The following is a 24264-nucleotide window of genomic DNA, read 5'->3' as shown; positions in this document are numbered from 1 at the left end:
TATGGATAAAAATTCTTATTGTGTAATAAAAAACGGAAGAATATTTACATCCAGGATGTTTATCAACGGCGGCGCCGTAGTTGTTAAAGACGGTAAAATCCTTGATGTCCTTGATAAAGACCATTTGAAGCTTATTCCCGGGAAAGCAAGAATCATAGATGCGAAATTCAATTTAGTTGTTCCCGGCTTTATCGATATCCATTGTCACGGCGGGGGCGGCGGAGACACCTCGGACGGCAATATAGATTCCCTGAAAAAAATATCAAAAGCCCATGCCCGGTTCGGGACGACATCAATGCTTGTAACTATATACCCGCATACCAAAAAGGTAATTGCGGAACGGTTAAAAACAGTTAGAAAAGTGATGGACGAAAACTACGGTAAAGGAGCTAAAATACTGGGGTCGCATTTGGAAGGGCCTTATCTGAACCCGAAGAGAAGCGGCGCGCTGAAAAAGAAATTTTTCAGAAAACCCGCTATCGGGGAGTTTTTGCAGTTTATAAAGGATTCAGGCGGCACGCTGAAGATGATTACCATCGCGCCCGAACTTCCCGGAGCCATAGATATCATTAAGACCTGCAGGAAATTCCATATCAGGGCGGCGGTCGGCCATTCGGACGCAAATTATGAAGAAACTATTAATGGAATTAATGCGGGAATAAACCATGTAACACATATTTTCAATGCTATGAGAAGAATCCATCACAGGGACCCGGGGGTAATGGGGACTGTCCTGATAAATAATGAGGTTACCGCGGAGCTTATAGCGGATTTTCATCATGTCCATCCCGTGGTTGTTACCTTGCTTTTAATATCAAAACATCCCGACAAACTCGCTTTGATAACAGATTCTCTCCGTTTTGCCGGGCTTGCCGGCAAAAAATTCAAGGCGGATGGCAGGACAATTTACATTAAAGACGGAGCCGCTCATCTTTCGGACGGGACATTTGCCGGCAGCATCCTGACTATGAACAAGGCAGTCAGGAATATAGTCGATACCGGAAGAGTTACAATAGATGATGCCCTTAAAATGGCATCTCTTAATCCTGCCAAAATAATCGGGGTGGCTGACAGGAAAGGCAGTTTGTTGCCTGAAAGAGACGCGGATATTCTCATTCTTAAGGACAGAACCTTTGATGTTTTGATGACTATGGTCGAAGGCAGGATTGTTTTCAGGTCCTCAGCTGTTTGAAAGCTATTCGACGGTTACGCTTTTAGCCAGGTTCCTGGGCTGATCCACATTGCATCCCCGTTTTGCCGCAATATGATAAGCGAGCAACTGCATGGGGATTATTGTGAGCAGGGGGCTGAGAATTTCCATGGTCTTGGGTATGGATATTACATAGTCAGCCAGTTTCTTTATTTTTGTATCTCCTTTATTGACTATGGCTATTACTTTTCCATCCCTTGCTTTTATCTCCTGGATGTTGGAGATTATTTTGTCATAAACGGTATCGGATGTCGCTATTACAACAACGGGCATATCCTTGTCTATCAGCGCGATGGGGCCGTGCTTCATTTCCGCCGCGGGATAACCCTCGGCATGGATATAGGATATCTCTTTAAGTTTCAGAGCCCCTTCAAGCGCGGTCGGGAAATTGTATCCTCTCCCCAGGTAAAGAAAATTGTTTTTATTAAAGTATAATTCCGCCAGTTTTTTTATCTTGTTTTCTTCTTTGAGAATTGTTTCCACCTTTGAAGGGATGGTTTTGAGTTCGTCTATTATTTCTTTTGATTTTGATTTTGAAAGGTCCTTCATCCTTCCGAAATGAAGAGCGAGCAGAAGAAGGACCGTGACCTGCGATGTAAATGCTTTTGTGGAAGCGACGCCGATTTCAGGACCTGCATGCAGATATATACCGCCGTCTGATTCGCGCGCGATTGATGAACCCACCACATTACAAATACCCATAATAATGGAATTTTTCATTTTTGCTTCCCGCATGGCTGCCAGGGTATCGGCGGTTTCTCCCGATTGGCTTACTGCGATAATAAGTGTTTTTTCGTTAAGTATGGGGTTTCTGTACCTGAATTCGGACGCATATTCGACTTCGACGGGTATTCTGGCGAGGTCTTCTATCATATATTCGCCTATTAATCCGGCGTGCCACGATGTGCCGCACGCGGAAATAATAATTTTTTCCACTTTTTTCAGTTTGTTTCCGAAAACAAGAAGGCCTCCCAGCCTGGAACTTGACAGGGCTTCGTCTATACGGCCTCTCATGGAGTTAGTGATGGATTCGGGCTGTTCATGTATCTCCTTAAGCATAAAATGCTTATAACCGCCTTTTTCTATCATATCTATGTTCCAGGAAACCTCTTCTATCTTTTTTAGAACGGGCACATTTTCTATGTCTTTTATTTCATAATTATCAGGCCTTATGATTGCCATTTCATTGTCTTCAAGGGAAATTATTTTTTTTGTATGCCTGAGTGTGGCCGAAAGGTCTGAAGTTACAAACATTTCATCTTTGCCGACAGCCACTATAAGGGGGCTGCCTTTTTTTGCGGCCACTATTTCGCCGGGATTTTCAGAACATATAACCGCGATACCGTATGTTCCCTCAACCTGCTTGAGAGAATTCCTTACCGCTTCGGACAGGTTGCCTTTAAAATTCTGAGATATTAAGTGCGCCAGAATCTCACTGTCCGTATCACTTCTGAACTTTATTCCTTTTTTTATGAGTTTACTTCTTAAGTATTGAAAGTTTTCTATTATGCCGTTGTGTACGACGGCAATTCTGTTCCGGCTATCCATATGAGGGTGGGCATTTTTTAGAACAGGAGAACCGTGGGTGGCCCATCGGGTGTGGGCAATCCCGATATTTCCCGGTATTTTTTTTCCTCTGATTTTTTCCTCAAGTCTGGATATGTTGCCGACCGCTTTTACGCAGATGATCCGGCCCCTGTTGATGACGGCTATACCGGATGAATCATATCCCCGGTATTCAAGGCGCTTTAACCCCTCGACCAGAATATCCTTAACGTTGCCTTTTCCTATGTATCCGATGATTCCGCACATAACAAACCTTTTTATTGTCTGGACAAAGAGAGATTATTGCCACATTAATAACTGCTTGTAAAGTAATTTTTTTACCGGAATCAGGTTGCCATTTTGTATTCTTTGATTTTTCGGTCAAGCCGGTTCCGGGATATCCCGAGAAGCCTGGCGGCATTGCTTTTATTGTGATGGGAATATTTCATGACTTTTTCAATATGATTTTTTTCGGCCGATTTTAACGAGAACTCATTGATAAGGGGGATGTTCCTGCTCTTTATCTCGGAGGGAAGGTCTTCAACCCTCAGTACATCCGATTTTCCCAGCACCATCGCTCTTTCTATTGTATTTTTCAATTCTCTGACGTTCCCGGGCCATTCATAGGAAACTAAGAGTTCGATTGCTTTCGGCTCAATCGAATTTATGGCTTTTCCCATTGATTTTTTCTGTTCGTCAATGAAAAATTTTACCAATTCGGGTATGTCTTCTTTTCTGTCCCTTAAAGGCGGGATGAATATTTCAATGACTTTTAACCTGTAGTATAAATCTTCCCTGAATCTTCCTTCGGATATGGCTTTTTCCAGATTTTCATTTGTTGCGGCGATTATTCTGACATCGGCTTTTATGGTTTCAGTGCCTCCTACTCTTTCGAATTCCCCTTCCTGAAGGACTCTTAAGAGTTTGACCTGTATCTGCTGGGAAAGAGTTCCTATTTCATCCAGGAAAACGGTCCCCTTGTTGGATATTTCAAATCTGCCGGGTTTCCGCGCTATCGCTCCTGTAAATGCTCCTTTTTCATGTCCGAAAAGTTCGCTTTCCAGAAGTGTTTCCGGCAGCGCCGAACAGTTAATACATGTGAACGGATACCCGTTTCTTTCGCTTTTCGAATGTATCAGCCTTGAAGCAAGCTCTTTGCCCGTGCCGCTTTCCCCCCTCATTAACACGGTCGATTCTGTTTTTGAAACAGTTTCTATTAAATCGAATAATTTCTGTACTTGAGGCCCGCTCCCTATGATTTTAAAAGGTTTTGTAATCTGCGATTTAAGGTTTTTTATTTCCAGGCCCGCTTCCTTGTGGAGTTTTGCATTCTCGATAGCGATTGCCGCCTGGTTTGAAAACAACATTAAAAGCGATAGGTCTTTTGTATTGAAATCACCGCTCTTTTTGTTTATTACTTCTATGGCTCCGATTATTTTTTTCCGCACCTGTATGGGAGCGCAGATTATGGACCGGGTAGGATAATTTATAATCCTGCTTATTTCCCTGAACCATCTTTTGTCCTCTTCGACTTTATTTGAAATAGCCGGTTTTTCGGTGTTTATCACCCATCCGGCGATTCCCTGTCCGGTTTTCATCCTGACATTTTTGATTTCTTCGGCTTTTTCTCCGGTGGCGGTTTTAAAGATCAGGTAGTTTGAAGTTTGTTCCAGGAGTATTACCGAGCTGGCTTCGGAATCTAAAACCGAACAGGCTGTTTGCAGAACTTTTTCCAGCACTTCGGAAAGATCCAGGGATGAATTAATGATCTTTCCCGTTTCTATTAATTTCAAAAGGTCGCTTTTCTGAATACAGCTTATATCCGGCGTTTTTTTCATGGTTCCACCATAATTTTATGTGACATTATGTGACATGTTCCGATTTGAAGCAAAAATATGTAACTCTTTGAAACATAAAACATTACATACTAAAGTATATATCTATGTGCTCTATAATGCAACAAATAAAAACAATTATTTTATTAATGGACCGTTCTTTTTTATAACATATTAAAATAAATCGGGTTTTTTACCGTCGAGAAACCTCTTTGTGATATAGTTTAAGCAAGTATTGGCATGTCTTTTGCTCATATAACAGTTGAAAGAAGGAGGTGCCAAATGAAAAGAATAATCCTGATAACAACGGTAGCAGCCCTTGTGTTTGGATATGCCACGGTGGCGGGAGCCGGTGATAAAGAATGGGCTACAGCAGGAAAAATTCTTGCAGGAGTCACCGCATACCAGTTTTTGAGCGGGAACATGTTTCCTCAGCAGAATGTATATTATGTGCCGCAGCGGGTACATTACTATGAGCCAAGAAGGTACTATACAGCTCCGAGGAGGCATTACTATGAGCCAAGGTCGTATTACTCATCTTACTACGCTCCAAGGTCACATTATTCATCTTACTATGTGCCCGGCAGTTATACGACAAGGACTTATTCTTCAACGTTTTCCGAGCCGGTTGTCATTGTTGAAGAAGACAGCTATTGGTGGTAACGATGAGACTGACGGCTATATTAGCGTTAACGGGTGCCGTGTTCTGCGGCACCTGCTTATTTGATGGCGGCAGTAAATGTTCTGGCGGTGAAAACGGCCGGAATAACTATTTAATAGATAGCGGAAAGATTTTCGTAACCGGTATCGGCAGGCTTAAAAGCCCGTATTCTGCAAGCAGTTCAAGAGACAGGCTTATGGCCAGGAGGGCCGCAATAGTTGATGGTTACAGGAACCTTGCGGAAATTATTTATGCGGATTATACGGATGAGGCATTAAATGCATGCGGATTTTCTATTGCGGATAACGGCTTTATCCGGGGTGTTGAATGTGTCAGTACAACGTATTTCAGGGACGGAACGGTTCAGGTGCTTCTGGCGGCGCCTTTAAACTGCAAAAAAAGAGTTTGCAAAGGTAAGGGTATTAATGTGTATAATAATGAGCCTGTTTTCCGGGAAAAAAGATCAATCCCCATTAGTGAAGAAAAATGGGAGTTATTGATTGAGAGAAAAAATTATTCTGAAAGGGGGAAATAAATGTTTAAAAGGATAGTTTGTGTGTCATTGTCTTTAGTCTTTATTTTTATCCTGGCTAATTTGTCTTACGCGACAAAAGAAGGACAGGAGAAGCTTATGGCGAGGCGGGCGGCGATAGTTGACGGTTACAGAAATTTGGCCGAGAGAGTGAAAGGGCTGAGAATCACTTCGAATACATATGTCAGGGACTTTGTTGCCGAAAGCGATCAGATTCAAACGCAGTTCGATCATTTTTTAAAAGGCGCGAAAATAGATTCCGGCAGTGAAAGATGGGATGGGGAAGTTTATACGTTGCGGATGAGCCTTACGATTGAGCAAATCGTTAAATTTATTGAAACCCATTACAAAAAAACCCGATTCCTTTTCTGGACCAACACAACAATACAGCAGATAGTGACATACAATAAAGATATAAAGGTCATTGAGGTGGAAGGTTCGGGGACAATTAAGGGTTCCGCTGAAACCGCGGACTATTCTTCGAATATTAAACCGGGCAGGATAACAGATGGTATTCCCGGGTGGGAAGGCGTTACCGCGAGGGGAAGGTTAATGGCGGAACGGGCCGCAAAACTTGATGCGTACAGAAACCTTGCCGAAGAGGTGAAAGGGCTGAGAATCACTTCGAATACATATGTCAGGGATTTTGTTGCCGAAAACGACATGATAAACACAGACTTGGATACTTATATAAAAGGCATCAGGCTTGCAGGTCCTTACAGATATAAGCCCGACGGGATTGTCGAATGCGATGTAGAAGTCACTATTGTGGATATTATTAAAGAAGTCCATGAGATTTGGAATAAATATGTCCGCAGAGGATATAAGTTCAAAAGAGTCAGGTGGGAAAAGGTCAGATGGGAAGAGGTTATAACACAGCAGAATGTGAGAGTCATCAAAGCTACGGGTTTTGGTGTGCCGCCGGAAAGATATACGGAGAAAGAACCTGTTTCTCAACTGCCGTCCGGGTCCCAGTCGAGGCCGTCCTGGTCTTATGAAACTTATTCGGCCAGAGGTTATGGCGTTCCGCGGGAAAGCGAAACGGGGACAGTGGCAAAACTTAATGCTGTAAGGGCGGCTGAAGTTGATGCAAAAAGGAATCTTGCGGAACTTGTATACGGTGTTAAAATAAGAGCAAACACAACCGTGAGGGATTTTGCGGTCCAGAACGATGAGGTTAACGCTTCGGTAAGCACCTTTCTTGCCGGGGCTGAGGTGAGTGAGCCCGTATATCTTGAAGATGGAAGTGTTGAGGTAGTAGCGTCTCTCCCGATGGAATCTTTATGGGATTCCTTGAGAAATTACAGATAGTTATATGATTATGACTGAATATTTGGATAGGGAGATAATATGAAAAAAACAAATTTTTCAATACTTGTTATTTTATGTTTGGCTGTTCCGGTCTTGTCGGGATGCACTGAGAAATACGTTGTAAAAGAACAGGTAATCGTGGAAACAAGAGAAGTGGTTGAGTAACACGGGGAGTTTTCGAATGAAGCGAATACTGATTTTATCTATTCTTATACTGGTATCGGCCTGGAGTGCCGCCCAGGATGAAAAAACAGTTGTCGCAAAAGGTATGTCTGCGGTAAGAGGTTCGGGGGCCGACGGTGTTTTGCGGGCCAGGGATGAAGCTCTCAACAGGGCATTAAGAAATGCGGTGGAACAGACGGTGGGAAGCGTGATCGATTCAGAGACTATGGTGCAGAATTTCCAGTTGCTTGACGATCAGGTTTATTCTGAAGTGAAGGGGTACGTAAAGAGCTATGAAATTATCAGTGACAACGGCGGAGACGGGGATATATATCAAATTGCCGTAAAGGCAGTTGTCAGCATGGGGCGTTTACGCAAAAACCTTCAGGCTTTGAACATAGTTAAAGAGAAACTTAACAAACCCCGCGTTATGATTGTCTTCAGCGAAATGATTGACGGGATGGCCCAGCCGGGCGAGACGGTTCAGACGGGTATGGAAAAAAGTTTCCTGACCGGCGGTTTTAAACTGACGGATAAATCCCAGATGGAAGCCGTAAAAATGAGGGACGCGACTTTATATTATGAAAATCCTGCTGAAGCCGCTTCTCTGGGAAGAAGATTCGGGGCGGAAGTTGTTATAGTGGGGCAGGCAACGGCCGATTTGATTGATTCGAGTCAGCCGTACGGTGTTTCTGTTTTTGCTTACGAAGCCCAGGTGACAGCAAAAGCGATAGATGTGGATACGGCCCAGGTAATTGCCAGCGACGGCGCATCGGCCCAGTCCAGGGGCGGCGGCAGAGTGCCGGCCGCGAGAGCATCCATGAAAAAATCCGGAGCAGAACTCGCGTCGAAGATGATGGACCAGATCGTTGAGAACTGGAGATCCAAAGTGTATAACACGATGGATATTCAGATAGTAGGGTTTAATGCGGATTCATCCGAAAGGATTGCTTTTGAAAAAGCTCTTGAAGAAATCAGGGGAGTTAAAAGCGTTAACGAACGCAGTTTTTCGAAAGGAGTTGTCGTTATAGATGTTACTATAGACGGCTCATTATATAAAGGATTTGAGGAGATTATAACCACTCTTCCGGATACCGGCATTGAAGTGAAAGGCAGGACGCAAAACAGGATTGATATAGAATTTATGGGGAATTAGGAATGGGCATTGTTAGAAAGGCGGTTTTTCCCTTAATAATATTTTTAACGGTTTTTTTCTTTTTATCGGGTGACTTTGTTTTCGCTGTCCGCAGGCGGATACAGGAAAACAGGCCCGTGAGAGAAAAACCCGTAAAGAAAAAACAGGAAAAAGTCCGGGAATTCCGGCTCCCGCCGGTTACAGGCCCTAAAAAAACCGTGGCAGTCGCGGATTTTGAAAACAAAGCAGGCGCCCATGCCCAGTGGAGTTTGGGCAACGGCATGGCGGAAATGCTTACGACTGCCCTTCTGGAAACAGACAGGTTTATCATTGTTGAACGCCGTAATATAGGCCAGATTCTCGAAGAGCAGGATTTTTCATTAAGCGGAAGAACCGTTAATGCCGGAGCCCCTGAAATAGGAAAACTTTTAAATGCCCAGATACTTGTCAGCGGGGCCGTCACCGAATTTTCCCAGCGCATATATGATTCGGGCAGCATGTTTGAGTATAAGGGTTTTTCCCTCGGGCTCAGAGGGGCAACTGCCTATGTTGCCATTAATCTGAGGATGTATGATACTACGACAGGCCAGGTTATCGCTTCGAAAAGGGTTGAAGGCAAAGGCAATGTTTCCGGCCTGAGCGTGGGATATTCAGAAAGCGACTGGGCTGTGGACTTTGATAATTTCAAAGCTTCCCCTCTGGGAAAAGTCACTCAGGAAGCAATAAATGAAGCGGTATATTTTATATGCATGGAGATGCAGAAAGTCCGGTGGCAGGGAAGTATTGTTACCGTAAAGAAAGACAAAGTTTATCTGAATTGCGGTATCGATTCAAACGTAAAGATCGGAGATGAATTCGAAATTTTCCGCAAAGGGGATGAATTGGTCGATCCTGATTCGGGAATACCCCTCGGTTTTGAGAAAAAAAAATCCGGGAGGGTCAGGGTTGTTGAAGTTCAGGATAAATTTTCGCTTGCGGAAACCGTATCCGGAGGAAATTTTTCAAGGGGAGATATAATTAAATACATAGAGGTTCCTGTACAGCCTGTCGAAGCGGAGCAGGCCAGTTAAATTATTGGAGGGAAGAAGAGATTATGAAAAGGATGTCGGTGTTTTTCTGTATTGGCTTTGTTTTTTTATGCGGATTGTCTCATGCTGAAATTAAAAAGACCATAGCGGTTTCAGATTTTGAAAATAAAGCTGGCTTTAACTCTGAGTGGAATTTAGGGCACGGGATGGCCGAAATGCTTACCACTTCTTTAACTAATTCAGGTAAGTTTATTGTTGTTGAACGCCAGAATATAAGAGGTGTTCTTGAAGAGCAGGATTTTGCGCAAAGCGGCCGGACGACTTCCGCCGGAGCTCCCCAGACAGGAAGGCTGTTGAATGCCCAGATACTTGTCAGCGGGGCCGTTACTGAATTCGCCGAAAGGACATCCGGCGGAGGCATGGGATTTAATGTTAAAGGTTTTTCTCTGGGTGGTTCAGGCTCATATGCGCATGTTGCCGTTAACATCAGGTTATATGACGTAACTACGGGACAGGTGATTGCGTCCAAGAGATGTGAGGCAAAAGCGAAATCTTCCGGAATGAGTATCGGTTACAGCCGCTCCGACTGGGGAATCGGCACATCAAACTTTCAAAAAGCCCCCCTGGGCAAAGCTACCCAGGCTGCGATTGACGAAGCTATAGCCTGGATCTGCGCCGAACTGAGAGATGTTCCCTGGCAGGGCAAAGTGGTTACTGTCAAGGATGATGTTGTGTATTTGAACTGCGGGCAGGAATCGGGGGTAATGGCGGGCGATGAATTTTCTGTATTTTCCGTGGGAGAAGAATTAATTGATCCTGACACGGGGATTACGCTGGGAAGCGAAACACAAAAAACGGGGAAAGTTCAGGTTTTTGCCGTAGAGGATAAATTTTCAAAAGCTAAAATTATCAGCGGAGGCGATTTCGACAGGGGATCTCTTATTAAGCAGGAATGACTTCAAAGGACATTGAATATGCCGCAAACCCCGCATGTGGAGATTTCTTCCAGGCAGCGGCGCAATATTATGCCGATAAAAATTGTCGGCGCTGTGCCAAGGAGAAGGTCGGCAATCCTGTTTTTTAGCGCCATCGGATTCACTAAATACATTTCAGCGGCAATAATCAGCGGTATAAAAAGATAAAAGTTGCCGGGGACAATAATGGATGTCAGAATTATGCCCCTCGAAAACAGTCCTATGATTTCTTCCTTTGTGCTTATTGATTTATATGTATCCTTGAAATATGTCATTTTGAATGTATCGATAAAATAAGTTAACCCGAAAGTGACTATTACATACGATATGGCATAAATAATATGGTTATTGTTGTTGTAGATTGTATTGAACAGTATGCTTTGGGTGTTTGCGGAAGTGATTGTTTTAAGGGGCGTGATAAAAACGACAAAGTTAACTGAAATATGTATTATCTGATCCAGTATAAATCCCGTGAAATAGTTGCCGTTCTTTTGCTTGTTAGTCCAGAGAACTTTTGCCCAGTCTGTTATTGCGTGAGTAATGCCTATAAAAAAGCATATTGCCCAGACCCATATATTGTTTGCAAAAGGAAGCAGGATGAAAAGCGAAACGACAGCTACTATCATACCGTGCAGGACCTGGCCCTGAAAATTCCTTATTTTGAGCCTGTAAATTTCCGAGGTCTGAAAGGGAAAGTCAGCCAGCAGATGGGCCAGAATCAATCTTAAAAAAATAAACATATATCCCTCGTTTTAATAGTCATATATAACGGAAAAAGATTCATATGATATATTTTCGGGAGAAGAGACATAATTTTCCCCGAAGTTCACGTCAGGGCTCGCGGAATTAACTTCGGAGACTACCTTTAATCCCGTTATACCGCATGTGATACTTACCGAGCCGTCGGAAAAATAATTTTCTTTGTTTATAACCGATCCTTTTACCACGCCTTCCACCTTCTGTTTAATTGAGTCATTCGATATTGCGTAATCATTCAGGGTTGTTTTGGAATCTATTACTGTGCCGTATATTTTTTCCGCCAGGCGCCTGTAACTGTCAACCAGGGCGGATCTTCTTGTAGTAACCCTTGCCAGCGCCCCGAACTTGTCGCCGTATTCCTTTAAGGTTATCTTATAAACAGGCATCTGGACAGACAGGATTTTCCGGCCGATAATATTCTCTATTGTGCCCAGCTGTATTTCAGCAAAGAGCGTAAAACTGTTTTTGCCGTTAGACGAAGATCCTTTGATTTCGGCGTTGGAAACGGCTTCAAGGAGTTTTCGCGCGGCATTCCGGTCGTGATAAACAATATCAGATATTGTTTTTTCCCCGGATAATTTTATTGAGTATATTTTTTCGCAGAGAGCGAGAAGAGCCATGCTTTTTGCTTCGGCTTCGTCAACTCCTGTCCCGGATGATTTAATTACAATAGCGCCTTTCATATTTTCCACGTTTTGTTTTCCCAGAATGGATTCTGATAATATCCCCGTGCCTGTGGCAGACAGGTTAGTATATTTCCATGGGGATACATTTACCTGCCTGAAAGCGTCCGCTGTTACTGTCTTATCGGGAGAATCGCTGCTTGAGATTAAGACCCGGTTTTCTATGACCGAAACAGTGGTGCTGGAAGTCTCTCTCTCCGTTTTGACCGTGAAGCCGGTGCCCAGGGCCCCCGCCACCGCTGACGGCGTTTCTATATCGACTCTGGTTTTTTCGGGAAGTTTATTGAGCTTCGCGCCGATGGCGCCGTTATATAAGTTCAGGCTGAGAAGTTTTATCACCTTTCCGTTTTCCAGGGTTTGGGGGTCGTTTATTGATGAAACTTCGACTTCCGTGTTTTCCATTATCCTGAAACGGTTATCCTGTTCGAAAAGCAAGTCTGCGAATGATAAAGATTCTGTTTTGATTATGTCGCCCTTTGTTACGCTTTTTCCCGTTTCCAGCGTATCCCATGATCCGGAGGAAGGAAAGCGCGACCTGACAGTTCCTGTAACATCGGTTACATTTATGCCGGCATATGCAGGCATGCAAAGTATTATAAATATTGCTGTATACGCGATTTTTTTCATAAACTGAAAAATATTTAAAATCCCGGCGTTAAATTGATTATATATATGATATCTTTAATATATATTTCTCACAAGCATTTAATTAAAACTGTATAATCGACTTTTTCTGTGATATTCTTTTGAAATATGAACGTAAAAAAATATCTTGTCCTATGTCTTTTTATCCCCCTTGTTTCATGCATTTTCGCTTATTTTTTCTGTATGCTTGAACCCGTTAAAGGCATGGAAAACAGGATATACGATTATAAAATGAGGATTAATGCGGGGACAAAAATATCGGATAAGATAAAACTGATAGTTGTAGACGACCAGTCTATCCGGCTGGGTGACAGCAAGTGGCCGTGGCCGTGGACCAACCATGCCCAGGTCCTCCAGTTCCTGTCCAGGACAAACCCGTCGGCAGTCGGTTTTGATATAAGATTCGAATACTATGAGAAAAAGAAATACGGACTTGATAATATCATCTATTTTACCAAACTTTTAAACAACAGGGTTATCTGGCCGTATTATTTTAAGATTGGAAAGGATGTGGATATATCTCTCTACAGAGATTATATGGAGGAAGGGGATGATTTGTTAATCGGCGGCTTTGCTGTTGACGCCGCGCGGGAAACGGTTCGGGGTATCATTAAATCTGATGCCGTGCAGCTTCCAGTGGCTGAAATTGCCGGTTCGGGTTTTCTGGGATTTGTAAACGCGCCTGAAGATTCGGATGGTATTGTAAGAAAGCTGCCCATGCTTATAAGTTACTCGGGCAAAGTATATCCTTCCTTTATGCTCGCCATTCTCTTGAGGCATTTTAACAGGAATTCCAAAGACATTGAACTTGCCGGCAATATTATTTCCATAAAAGGCACTTCGGTCAGGATCCCGGTGGATGACAAATATTGTATGCCGGTTAATTTCAGGGGTTCCGTGAAAGATTTTAAAGGTGACCCGGCTATTCAGATCATTAAGGCGGACAGCCAGTTAAGCGGAAATATACCGCCGGTTGTTTACCCCGATGATTACTCTAAAAAAATTATTATATACGGCGCCGGTATAACAGGCGGCGATGATTTGGGCCTTATACCCATTTCTTCAAATAAGGTTCCTCTTCTTCTTGTCCATGCCAATGCTTTGAATACCGTATTAGAGCGGGATTTTATATTAAAGACTCCGTTATTATACGGTGTTTTGATAACATTTCTGCTTGCTGTTGTAATCGGAGTTGTCAATATCCCGCACCGGTTCTGGATATATGTTCCTCTTAGCGTCCTGAGCGCGTGTTTTTTTGTCGCGCTTTCTTTTTACCTGTTCAGCGGTTTCAATATTTATGTTAATACAGTTATCCCTTATACCGCAATGAGCATATGTTTTGGCGGTGCCGTTGTCTATAAACATGTGATTGAAACAAAAGATAAAAGATATATAAAAAAGGTTCTTGGAAGGTATATATCAAAAAATATCATGGATATGCTTCTGAAGGATCCTTCAAAACTGAAGCTTCACGGAGAAAGAAAAAACATGACGGTCCTTTTTTCCGACATAAGAGGCTTTACCTCTTACTGTGAAAAACGATCTCCGGATGAGGTTGTCCCGGTGCTTAATGAGTATCTTGACCGCATGACAAGGGTGATAATTTCCCGTAACGGGACTTTAGATAAATACATAGGTGACGCGCTTATGGCCTTTTGGAATGCTCCCGTGGAGCAGAAAGACCACGCCAGGCTTGCGGTCCTGACGGCATTGGATATGATGAAAGAGCTGAAACTTCTGCACAGCGATTTTTCCGAGAAAGGATTGGAAACCATTGATATGGGCATCGGGATAAATACCGGGCCCGTGATGGTAGGGAATATGGGCTCAAGCCAGATATATGATTATACCGTTATAGGGGATAATGTTAACCTGGCGTCCAGAGTTGAGGGATTAACGCGCAAATACCCTTTCGGGATAATTATCACAGAGACAACTTATGATTGTATTAAGGGTGAATTTGAAGTAGACTTTTTGGATGAAGTTACGGTTAAAGGAAAAGACAAAAAGGTAAAAATTTTCTGTGTAAAAGGTATAAAAAGTTGAAAGACAAGGACAAAGGATCCACTTCATCAGAGAAACTCCGGCGCAAAGTATCCGACCTGAAAAAGCTTATCACTGTCGGCGGCATAATTAACTCAACGCTTGATATCAACGAACTTCTTGACCGCGCCATGAAAGTTGCGGAAAACATAATGAATGTCGAAGCAAGCGCATTGATGCTGCTCGATGAAAAAACAGATGAACTGGTCTTTAAAATAGCGCACGGAGATGCCGGTGAAAAAATCAAGGAAATAAGGCTTCGGAAAGGGCAGGGTATCGGAGGCTGGGTCGCCAGGGAACAGAAACCCCTTATAATTAATGATGTTGAAAATGATTCAAGGCACTTTAAAGGCGCCGATGAGCATTCCGGATTTAAAACCAGGGCTATACTGTGTGTCCCTTTAACCGCCAAAAATAAAACCATAGGGGTTTTGCAGGTATTGAATCCCATAGAGAAAGAAGGATTTGGTGATGAAGACAGGGAGTTGCTCGAATCATTCTCAAGCATGGTTGCGATAGCGGTTGAAAACGCCAGAATGCATAAGAGGCTTCTTGAAAGGCAGAGGGTTGAACATGAACTTGAAATAGGCCATCAGATACAGCAGAATTTTCTTCCTTCGGAATTCCCCTCATATGAAAACCTTATTTTAAGCGCAAGGAATATTCCCGCTCTTGAACTGGGAGGGGACTTTTACGATTTTCTGGATTTTGGCGGGGGTAAAGTCGGGCTGGTTATAGGCGATGTTTCCGGCAAAGGAGTTCCCGCCGCGCTTTTTATGGTAAGGGCAATGAGTGAAATAAGGTTCCACGCTTCGCTTTTCAAAGGCGTCGGAAAACTTATGGAAGAAATAAATAATGCCCTTGTCGACCAGAGCATGCTTGGGATGTTTATAACTCTTTTGATAGGAATACTGGATTATAAGGAAAAGGTGATTACTTTCGCCAATGCGGGGCATCACCCTTTTGTCATTCGCGGAGCGGATGGTGAAATCAGGGAACTATTATGCCGGACCGGACTGCCGGCGGGAATAATGCCGGGAGTAAAATATGAGCAATCCGTCGCAAAAATCAATGGGGGAGAGACAATCATAGGTTATACCGACGGGATAACGGAAGCGAGAAACGCAAAGGGAGAGGAGTTCGGAGAGGAAAAGCTGAAAGTTCTCATTGAACATAAAAAACTTGACGCCGGCGAGATAATTCAATATATACTTGATGAGGTTAAAACATTTTCCAGGGATGTCCCGCAACACGATGATTTAACTTTGATTGCGGCAACAATTAAATAAAGATTTAATATATCTATATTAACTATGGAAGTCAATATCGGACAAAATCAGGTTCTCCTGCAAATAAAGAGCGATGATAAATATCTGCGTCTTGTGAGGACGATGGTGGAAGAGATATCTTCCCTCGCGGGTTTTGCCTCACATGACATCGCCGATATTGTTCTTGCGGTAGACGAAGCCTGTGCTAATATTATTAAACACGCCTATAGCGGAGACAGCACAAAAGATATTTTTATTAAGCTGTCATTGCTCAGTAACGGGATAGAAGTGATTTTAAAGGATTACGGGCGGAAAGTCCATCCCGAAAAGATGAAAGGCAGAGAGCTGGATGAAATAAGGCCGGGCGGCCTCGGAATTTACTTTATGAAAAAAATAATGGATAGTGTACAATATATCATCCATGATGATGCTGACGGAACCGAGCTGATAATGGTTAAGCATGTAAGAAACGGCGGCGGCAGAGAGAAGAAACATTAATAAATAGTTTTTATAACATTGTGAGGTTGCTATGGAATTTGAAAGAAAGTCCGAAGGCGATATCGAAGTTGTGCTGCTTAAAGGGGATATGGATTCGCATACTTCTCCGAAAGCCAGAGATTTTTTCGCGGGTGTTCTTAAAGAGGAGAATAAAAAGCTTGTTGTTGACCTTACGGATGTAAAATATATAAGCAGCGCGGGGCTTGCGACCTTGATAGAAGTCTTCCAGAAAATGCACAGGTACGGCGGATTTCTTAAGTTGTGCGGGATGAACGATACGACAAGAGGAATCTTTGAAATAGCAAAACTGGATTCCATATTCGCTATTTATGAAACAAGGGATGAAGCAGTAAGTTCATTCTCTTCCTAAGGAGCAGGTTGATGAGAGAATTCGCAGGTAAGATCGGACGGTCCGCGATTAATTTTACCAAGCACATAGGCAGTGTCTGGAAAATCTTCAGAGAAGTCTTATACTGGATATTCATTGCCCCTTTTAAAGGCCAGCCGTGTAAGATGAAATATGTTGCGGACCAGATGAACCTTATAGGCATAGGTTCCGTTCCCATAGTTGCGCTGGTAAATTTCTTTTTCGGTATTACGCTGGCAATGCTTACATCTTATCAGTTGAAACAGGTGGGCAGCCAGGAGTTGATGGCCGGTCTTGTGGGAGTATCATTTACAAGAGAATTGGGGCCTTTCCTTGCGGCCATTGTTGTTGCCTCGCGTGTTGGAGCCGCAATCACAGCCGAAATCGGCACTATGACGGTTTCCGAGGAGATAGACGCTCTGGAAACAATGGCTCTTAAGCCGATCAGGTTTCTTGTTGCTCCGCGTTTGATTGCTCTCTTGATAATGCTTCCGTGTTTAACTGTAGTTGCTAATGTCGTAGGGATGGCGGGCGGATATGTTATCGGAAGGTTTAATCTTCATATCGATTCTTCTTTCTATATAAAACTTACTTTTGATTATCTGGTTTTTAAAGATATATGGACGGGTCTTCTAAAAAGCGTCGCTTTTGCCGTGATGATTGCCCTGATAGGTTGTTATCAGGGATTGACCGTCAGGGGAGGGGCGTCCGGCGTAGGTATTTCAACTACGCAGTCCGTTGTCCAGTCTATAATTTTTATAATAATGATTGACTGTTTATTTAATGCCTGGTTCTATTTTATTTAGGTGAAATTATGCCGATACTGGAAGTAAAAGATGTTCAAAAAGTATTTGATGACCGTAAAGTCCTTGACGGCGTCAATCTCTCCGTGGAAAAAGGCGAAACTATGGTGATAATGGGCGGCAGCGGCTGCGGAAAGAGCACATTGCTTAAAATTATGATAGGACAGCTGAAGCCGGGCAGCGGAGAAGTTTTTATCGACGGAGAAGAAATAGTCCATTTGAATGATTCTGAAATGGATAGAGTCCGCTTGAAGTTCGGGATGCTTTATCAGGGCGGCGCGTTGCTTAATTCCCTTACTCTGGCGCAGAATGTAGCGCTTCCTTTAACAGAACACACGCATCTTGATAAGAAGATTATCGATATAATGGTTAAAATGAAATTAGCCCAGGTCGGCCTGGCGGGTTTTGAAAAGAAAATGCCGTCGGAATTAAGCGGCGGCATGAAAAAAAGGGCCGCGCTGGCGAGAGCGATAGCGCTGGATCCGTCAATTGTATTCTATGATGAACCCGGCGCCGGGCTTGACCCGATAGTAGCCGCCGTAATAGACCGTTTGATAATGGATTTGAGCAAAAAGCTGGGCATGACATCCATTGTGGTAACACATGAAATGAAAAGCGCTTTTCGAATAGCTGATAAAATGGCTGTCCTGTTTAAGGGCCGTGTTATAGCCTGCGGCGCGCCCGATGAGATAAAAAATTCCGCTAACCCTTATGTCCAGCAATTTATCGGCGGCGCCCTTGAAGCCGCTTCCGTTTCGGCTAAAGATTCAACTGAGGAGTATATAAAGAGCCTGGTTGAAGGAAACTGATTTTTTATGGCCCATTCAATTATTCCCGCTGATGAGAAAATCAGACATTTCAAAAGGATTGTAATACTCGAAAAATTCATAATGCTCCCCGCCAAGCTGATAGTGGTGATTGCCTCGGCGATTTTTCTCTGGCAGGTGAAAGGCGAAACGGAATTCAAATTTGTTTTTTACAGATATCAGTTCTGGATGTATCTGCTCGGCAATCTGATTTTTATATTTACGCTTATAAAACTCGGGCAGAGAAAAGTAAATTTTAAAATAGTGAAGTTATCCGCGTTTTTCCTTTCCGTTATAGACAACCTGTTTCTGAGTTTTCTTATATACTTTTCAAACGGTCTTGACAGTGAATTCTACTGGCTGTACTGCGGGCTTATGATAAGGAACGCGGTCAACTTCCCGAAGATCAGGAGCCAGTCAGCCTTGAATTTAAGCTTTATAATGTTCTATATAATAGCTATTTACCTTCATGACCAGTCATCTGTTTTCCTTCATAACCAGGTTTTCTGGCTTAAGGTTGCCGTTCTGGTCCTTGTGGGTATTTGCTGCTGGGGTATCTATACTCTTTTATCGAGGAAGACCAGGGTAAAAGAGGAACTGCAGGAAATGACTTTAAGGGCGGAAAAAATATCTCTTGCGGGAAAACTTGCCGCCAGTATCGCGCATGAACTGAAAAATCCGTTCGGCATAATAATCAACTCTGTTTATATATTGGAAAATTCAATTGGCAATACTTCTCCCGAAAACAGGAAACATCTTGATGTAGTCAGAAAAGAAATATTGCGGTCTGACCGTATCATAACCGATCTTCTGAATTATTCGCGCCTGGTGGAGGGGAAAGTAGAAAAAATAGATATTAATCAATCGATTGATGCGGTCATTAAAGATATGGGTCCGGAGTTTTTCAAAAACATAAAAATAGAAAGGAAATACAGTCCGGATCTTCCCAGGATATATTTTGACAGCCTTCATATAAAGCAAATCATATACAATATAGTGACAAATGCAAGACAGGCGATGGAAGAAAAAGGGGAAATGGTCATAGAGACGGCTTATTCTTCAGAGGGCTATATATTGGTTGTCGTTAAGGATACCGGGAGCGGCATAGATCCCGGGCTGATCGGCAGAGTTTTTGACCCTTTTGTCACGACAAAGAAAAAAGGGACAGGATTGGGATTATCTGTAGTAAAATCTATTGTTGATACATACGGGGGATCCGTAAACATCAAAAGTTCCGGCGCGGGAACAGAAGTGAAAGTTAATCTTCCTATCAGGACTATTTTAAAAAATGGAAATCAATAAGGCCGAAAAAACAAGAATACTGATTGTAGATGATGAAAAAAACATGGCTGAGTCGCTCTGTACCATATTGAGGAGAAAGGGATACAGTGTTGTCACGGCGCTGAGCGCCGAACAGGCTGTATCCATATGCGATAGCGAGAAGTTCAATCTCATAGTGACCGACGCGAAAATGAAAAAAATAGACGGATTTAAATTTATGGAGTCTATAAAAAAAGATTTTCCCCATACCGAGTTTATTATGATAACGGCGTATGCTACCCCTAAGCTGGCCGTAAAGGCGATAAAAGAAGGGGCTTTTGACTATATAGCCAAACCTTTTGAACCTGATGAATTCCTTTTTACCGTTAAAAGGGCGTTAGAGCATAACAGGTTGGTGCTTGAAAATAAGAAATTGATGGGAACATTGGCTAATGAAGAGGGATTGAGGGGTGTGGTGGGGAAATCGCCGCAGATACAGGAAATATGTAAATTGGTTTACACTGTTGCTCCGACGGTCTCCCCGGTAATGATAGAAGGGGAGAAAGGGGCGGGCAAGGAATTGATAGCGAGGGCATTGCATTTTCACAGCGCCAGGAGAGACAAGCCCTTTTACTACCTGAATTGCGCCGGCGTCTCCTCCGATTTGCTCGGGAAAGAGTTGTCAGGCTGCGGGAAAGCCCCGAATCAGGAAGAAAAAGACAGCTGTTTTAAAGTTGCCGGAGGCGGAACCCTTTATATAAATGAAGTATGCGATATGCCCTTAAACCTGCAGGAGCAGCTGCTTCGCATATTTAAAAACAGCAGATATTACAATAAAAAATCCGGGACAGAAGGAATGATGGATGTAAGAATTATTTCATCAACAACAAAAAATGCGCAGCGTGAAGTTAAAAAAGGCGCTTTCAGGGAGGATCTTTTTTACAGGGTGAATATAATCAATATCAAAATTCCGCCTTTAAGAGAGAGAAAGGAAGATATTATTCCGCTGGCTGAATATTTTCTTGATAAGTACAGCGCTTTGACCGGAAAGGCCATAAAAGGTTTTGATGATGACGTTAAAAGCCTGCTTGTACAGCATGAATGGAGAGGAAATGTTCTGGAACTGGAAAAAGTCATTGAAAAAATCGTTTCAGTGGAAAACCGGGATGTCGTGGCGGTTCCCAGTGTGGTGCGCCAGATTAAAACTCCTGCCTTCAAAGTAAAAGACAAGGAGGAGGAGGGAAAAGAGATTCTTTCGGGCAAGGGGATTAACTACCAGACGCAGGTATCAAACTATGAAAAAGAGCTTATTGAACTGGCTATGAGAAAGTCCGGAGGCAGCATAAGCAAAACCGCGCAATTACTGAAATTAAGCAGGCATGCCCTCAGATATCAGATGCAGAAGCTGGGCCTGCTCGGAGGCCAAAAAAAGCAGGATTAAGGTTGCGTGATTTTCACACAACGAATTTATTGAAATAAGGTTGTTAATGTGGTTTAATTAGAGTGAGGTCAAAGATAAAAATGGGAAAGGAGGTTGAACTGATATGAGAAAGGCGAAAGGTTTCACATTAATTGAACTCCTCGTTGTTATCGCAATTATAGCCATTCTTGCCGGTATGCTGTTGCCTGCGCTGGGGAGAGCAAGGGAACAGGCAAGGAGAATAAACTGCCTCTCGAATGTCAAACAGATCGGGACAGCTCTTCATATCTATGCTCAGGATTGGGATGACTGGTTTGTATACACCGGAACCGCCACTACAACTGACAGTCTGGCTCCGTTGTATGACGGTTATACCACAAGCTTAAGTATTTTTGTATGTCCGAGCACATCTGATTCGGTCAGTGACTCGACAACAGGATTGACGAGGACATATACAACCAATACGGTCAGCGGTGGTGATACCAATGCGATGAGCTATGTATATAGAAGGGGCAAGAAAGAATCTGACCCTGCTGATTCCGGGATTGTTTGGGAAAGAGTAGAGAACCACTCCGAAGACGGCGGAAACTGCGTCTATATCGGGAGCGATGCAAGATGGTGCCCAAGAGGAAATACTGTTAAATAACATTTTCTTTGGGCTTGTTTGAGGATCGAAAGCGCCTGTTCAGGTATGAACGGGCGCTTTTTTATATATAAATTTCTGTATTGAAGTATAATTGGTTTTATGGGCAGAAGATTTATTATACTACTTATTTTTATTTTTTTTATCTCCCCGTCCGTGATCTTTTATGGTTTTCTGGACCATACTTTTATCAAAGATATTGTATTATGGAGCTCCGTTTTTTTATTCTGCGTTTATTTATTATTTAAAATCAGGAATGACGGGCTTGTGCGTTATGGATATCTTGATCTCTTGTTTGTCCTTTTTGTTTCCGTATCTCTTGTAAGCATGTTTTTTTCGAGATACAGGTATCCTGCCGCTGATTTTTTATATAAGGTATTGTTGTATTATCTGTGTTTCAGGTTCGCGGTTCATATAAGGAAAATGGAAAAAACAGAATTTTTTGTATTCTTCGCGTTTATTTCCGGTTTGTTAATATCTGTTATATACGGGTTTTACCAGATGTTTTTTATAATCCCCGAAGTTTTTCCCGACACGCCCGGGTTTTTTATCAGGATCCCTTCCCTGCCGGGAAATCCGATTTTTTTTGCTTCATATATTCTTGTTTCTTTTCCTTTTAGTTTATGCGCCATCCTGTATGTATCGAAGTCAGAAAAACAGAAGAACAGGCTGCTGATCGGGGTTTTGATGCTGGCGCTGGTCCTATTGTCGGTTTTTATGTTTTCAATGGCTATGAGCAGGGGCAGCCAGATCGCGTTGCTGTTTATCGCTTTGTATTTCCTTTCGGCATATTTCGGATGGGAGAAAACAAGAAAATTCCTGCCGGTGTTAATATGCATTATTGTTTTACTGGGGGTTATATATCTTATAACCGATGAAGGAACAGGCAATTTGTTTAAAGAACGTGATTATTTAAATAATATTACGGATATCTCAAACCGTTATTATCTTTGGTCCGGGGCGCTGGGTATGTTCATTTCGGACCCGCTGGTCGGAAAAGGCCCGGGTTCCTTTTTTATATTTTTCCCGGAATATAAAGATAAGAGTATTGTGGAACAGACAAAGATGCAGAAACTTTCAGACCATGCGCATAATGAGTTTCTGCATGTTTTAGCTGAGACGGGGGTTTTAGGTTTTGCCGCATTTTCGATATTGATCTTCGGCGTTTTTATCTGTGCCGACTTATCTTCCGGAAATTATGCCGGGCTGCGTTCCAAATATTTTTATGTCTGCTGTTCCTCCGCCTGTTTTGGTATTTTTATGATGATGCTTTTTTCCAATGTGTATAACATCACGTTTTTGGGCGCGTTTTTCTGGTTTTTTGCGGGTGTAACCGCAAGAACCGACAGGGTTTTACATTTGAATAATACGCTGAGAAAAACATTCTCGTATGCGGCAGTGTTGTTTTTGCTGTTCTGCCCGTTGAAACATATTTATTCAAAAACCTGCTATAATTATTTCATGAGAAAGGCTGTTAACAGCGATGAATCGGGGCGTTATAGCGCTTCGGCAACCTATTATGAGAAAGCTCTCAGATTTGCTCCGGAAGATAATCTGGCCCTTTTTTATCAGGCTTATGGATATTTTCATCTGGGAAATTATAAAGAAGCCATTAATGCTTATTTGAAGATAAAGGGACGCGCGCCTTATTTTGCCAATATCAATTTCGGGCTTGGCATATGTTATCTGAGAACAGAGGATTATGTTTCCGCCTTAAGGTTTTTTGAAGATGAAATATTTATTAATCCTTATAATCCGGAAGCTTATTTTAACGCCGCTTTAGCCGCTGAAAATTTGGGTATGAAATCTAAAAGCGAGAGATATTTCAGGGATGCCTATTTTCTTGATACAGAGGGGGTTGTAAAACAGGATATTATTAAAGTTTTTTCGGATAGGAAACTGAAGGTTGATATGTTGTGATGCATAAGTGCTTATATTTAAATAAGTTATGGAACATGTGTTTTCTGCGATTTTTTTGCGTTATAATAACGCTGTAATTTGTTGAAAAAAACGTTAAAATATGGTTTATTTAATATAGAGATTATATAAGAAAGTTTATGTTTATCCTTTTATAAAGGGGGATAAGGTGAAAAGGTGTAAAGCTTTCACGCTGATAGAACTTCTTGTGGTAATAGCCATAATGTCGATTATGGCAAGTATTCTTCTTCCCGCCCTTTCAAAAGCCAGAGAAAAGGGGAAAAGAACAGTTTGCCTGTCAAATCTTAAGCAGATAGGTGTTTCCCTGCATATTTACGCGCAGGAATACGGCGAATGGTTTGTCAACGCGGGAACCGGTGAAAATACCGATAATCTGAACCCGTTGTATGATTACGGATATATGGAAAGCTTTGACATTTTTGAATGTCCGAGCACAAGACATACGGTATTGGATTCCACCGGACTTACAAGAACTTATCCGACCAATGACACAAATGCCATGAGTTACAGGTATATCAGGGGTATGAAGGAAACGGGGGATGCGAACATCGCGTTAATCTGGGATTCTCAGCCCAGCAACCATCAGTATGACGGTGTAAACTGCCTTTATGTGGGAAATGACGCAAGATGGTGCCCGCGGGGCGATACTTTAAAATAATATATTTATTAATATAAAATCTGAAAGAACCCGGCATGTCTTTTCCCGGGTTTTTTTATTTAATATTGTGTAATAGTATT

21 protein-coding genes and 1 pseudogene are annotated in these 24264 nt (G+C 42.5%); 18 read left to right on the top strand and 4 right to left on the bottom strand.

Features of this window, described 5'->3' with window-relative positions; genetic code table 11:
• Position 1: 1 nt before the first annotated feature.
• Positions 2-1192: an N-acetylglucosamine-6-phosphate deacetylase gene (nagA, locus tag M0R36_02105; protein MCK9554599.1), complete on the top strand. Its 1191-nt coding sequence runs from the start codon at positions 2-4 to the stop codon at positions 1190-1192.
• A gap of 3 nt (positions 1193-1195) precedes the next feature.
• On the opposite strand, the gene glmS is transcribed toward nagA, so the two are convergent.
• On the bottom strand, positions 1196-3022 hold the full coding sequence (glmS, locus tag M0R36_02100) for a glutamine--fructose-6-phosphate transaminase (isomerizing) (protein ID MCK9554598.1): 1827 nt from the start codon (positions 3020-3022) through the stop codon (positions 1196-1198).
• A gap of 80 nt (positions 3023-3102) precedes the next feature.
• On the bottom strand, positions 3103-4593 hold the full coding sequence (locus M0R36_02095; protein MCK9554597.1) for a sigma 54-interacting transcriptional regulator: 1491 nt from the start codon (positions 4591-4593) through the stop codon (positions 3103-3105).
• Between the two features lie 279 nt (positions 4594-4872).
• Here M0R36_02095 and M0R36_02090 point away from each other — a divergent pair, with 279 nt between their 5' ends.
• The 6 genes from M0R36_02090 to M0R36_02065 all read left to right on the top strand — a co-directional run bounded on the left by M0R36_02090 (position 4873) and on the right by M0R36_02065 (position 10375).
• Entirely contained in the window at positions 4873-5253 is a 381-nt protein-coding gene (locus M0R36_02090; GenBank protein ID MCK9554596.1) for a hypothetical protein, read from the top strand.
• A 2-nt stretch (positions 5254-5255) separates the two neighbouring features.
• Positions 5256-5786, top strand: coding sequence for a hypothetical protein (locus tag M0R36_02085; protein ID MCK9554595.1), 531 nt, complete (start codon positions 5256-5258; stop codon positions 5784-5786).
• Positions 5787-7094 (top strand): hypothetical protein, encoded by a 1308-nt coding sequence (locus M0R36_02080; GenBank protein MCK9554594.1) that lies wholly within the window; start codon positions 5787-5789, stop codon positions 7092-7094.
• Positions 7095-7275: 181 nt separating this feature from the next.
• Positions 7276-8412, top strand: a complete 1137-nt coding sequence (locus M0R36_02075) for a hypothetical protein (protein ID MCK9554593.1) — start codon at positions 7276-7278, stop codon at positions 8410-8412.
• Between the two features lie 2 nt (positions 8413-8414).
• On the top strand, positions 8415-9461 hold the full coding sequence (locus tag M0R36_02070) for a hypothetical protein (GenBank protein ID MCK9554592.1): 1047 nt from the start codon (positions 8415-8417) through the stop codon (positions 9459-9461).
• A 23-nt stretch (positions 9462-9484) separates the two neighbouring features.
• Positions 9485-10375 carry a hypothetical protein gene (locus M0R36_02065; GenBank protein MCK9554591.1) on the top strand — a complete coding sequence of 297 codons (891 nt, stop codon included), beginning with the start codon at positions 9485-9487 and terminating at the stop codon, positions 10373-10375.
• Positions 10376-10377: 2 nt separating this feature from the next.
• On the opposite strand, the gene M0R36_02060 is transcribed toward M0R36_02065, so the two are convergent.
• Entirely contained in the window at positions 10378-11133 is a 756-nt protein-coding gene (locus tag M0R36_02060) for a DUF3307 domain-containing protein (GenBank protein MCK9554590.1), read from the bottom strand.
• Between the two features lie 12 nt (positions 11134-11145).
• On the bottom strand, positions 11146-12462 hold the full coding sequence (locus M0R36_02055) for a FecR domain-containing protein (protein ID MCK9554589.1): 1317 nt from the start codon (positions 12460-12462) through the stop codon (positions 11146-11148).
• A gap of 201 nt (positions 12463-12663) precedes the next feature.
• Here M0R36_02055 and M0R36_02050 point away from each other — a divergent pair, with 201 nt between their 5' ends.
• The 11 genes and pseudogenes from M0R36_02050 to M0R36_02000 all read left to right on the top strand — a co-directional run bounded on the left by M0R36_02050 (position 12664) and on the right by M0R36_02000 (position 24184).
• Positions 12664-14526: an adenylate/guanylate cyclase domain-containing protein gene (locus M0R36_02050; GenBank protein ID MCK9554588.1), complete on the top strand. Its 1863-nt coding sequence runs from the start codon at positions 12664-12666 to the stop codon at positions 14524-14526.
• Positions 14523-15812, top strand: a complete 1290-nt coding sequence (locus tag M0R36_02045) for a SpoIIE family protein phosphatase (GenBank protein ID MCK9554587.1) — start codon at positions 14523-14525, stop codon at positions 15810-15812. Before M0R36_02050 ends, M0R36_02045 begins: the two co-directional genes overlap by 4 nt.
• Before the next feature lie 24 nt (positions 15813-15836).
• The gene (locus M0R36_02040; GenBank protein MCK9554586.1) at positions 15837-16289 is read left to right on the top strand and encodes an ATP-binding protein; all 453 of its coding nucleotides are present in this window, start codon (positions 15837-15839) and stop codon (positions 16287-16289) included.
• Positions 16290-16320: 31 nt separating this feature from the next.
• The gene (locus M0R36_02035) at positions 16321-16659 is read left to right on the top strand and encodes an STAS domain-containing protein (GenBank protein MCK9554585.1); all 339 of its coding nucleotides are present in this window, start codon (positions 16321-16323) and stop codon (positions 16657-16659) included.
• An 11-nt stretch (positions 16660-16670) separates the two neighbouring features.
• On the top strand, positions 16671-17462 hold the full coding sequence (locus M0R36_02030; protein ID MCK9554584.1) for an ABC transporter permease: 792 nt from the start codon (positions 16671-16673) through the stop codon (positions 17460-17462).
• A 14-nt stretch (positions 17463-17476) separates the two neighbouring features.
• Positions 17477-18268: an ABC transporter ATP-binding protein gene (locus M0R36_02025; protein ID MCK9554583.1), complete on the top strand. Its 792-nt coding sequence runs from the start codon at positions 17477-17479 to the stop codon at positions 18266-18268.
• A gap of 6 nt (positions 18269-18274) precedes the next feature.
• The gene (locus M0R36_02020) at positions 18275-19567 is read left to right on the top strand and encodes an ATP-binding protein (protein MCK9554582.1); all 1293 of its coding nucleotides are present in this window, start codon (positions 18275-18277) and stop codon (positions 19565-19567) included.
• Positions 19554-20966: a sigma-54 dependent transcriptional regulator gene (locus M0R36_02015; protein ID MCK9554581.1), complete on the top strand. Its 1413-nt coding sequence runs from the start codon at positions 19554-19556 to the stop codon at positions 20964-20966. Before M0R36_02020 ends, M0R36_02015 begins: the two co-directional genes overlap by 14 nt.
• A 103-nt stretch (positions 20967-21069) precedes the next feature.
• A pseudogene (locus M0R36_02010) lies at positions 21070-21156 on the top strand (prepilin-type N-terminal cleavage/methylation domain-containing protein).
• Positions 21157-21855: 699 nt separating this feature from the next.
• Positions 21856-23508 (top strand): O-antigen ligase family protein, encoded by a 1653-nt coding sequence (locus tag M0R36_02005; GenBank protein ID MCK9554580.1) that lies wholly within the window; start codon positions 21856-21858, stop codon positions 23506-23508.
• A 166-nt stretch (positions 23509-23674) separates the two neighbouring features.
• Complete coding sequence (locus tag M0R36_02000; GenBank protein MCK9554579.1) at positions 23675-24184, top strand: type II secretion system GspH family protein; 510 nt, start codon at positions 23675-23677, stop codon at positions 24182-24184.
• The last annotated feature ends 80 nt before the right edge of the window (positions 24185-24264 follow it).

Source organism: bacterium (assembly GCA_023228325.1).
GTDB lineage: Bacteria > Auribacterota > UBA6266 > UBA6266 > UBA6266 > UBA6266.
This window is presented reverse-complemented; position numbering and strand designations above follow the sequence as displayed.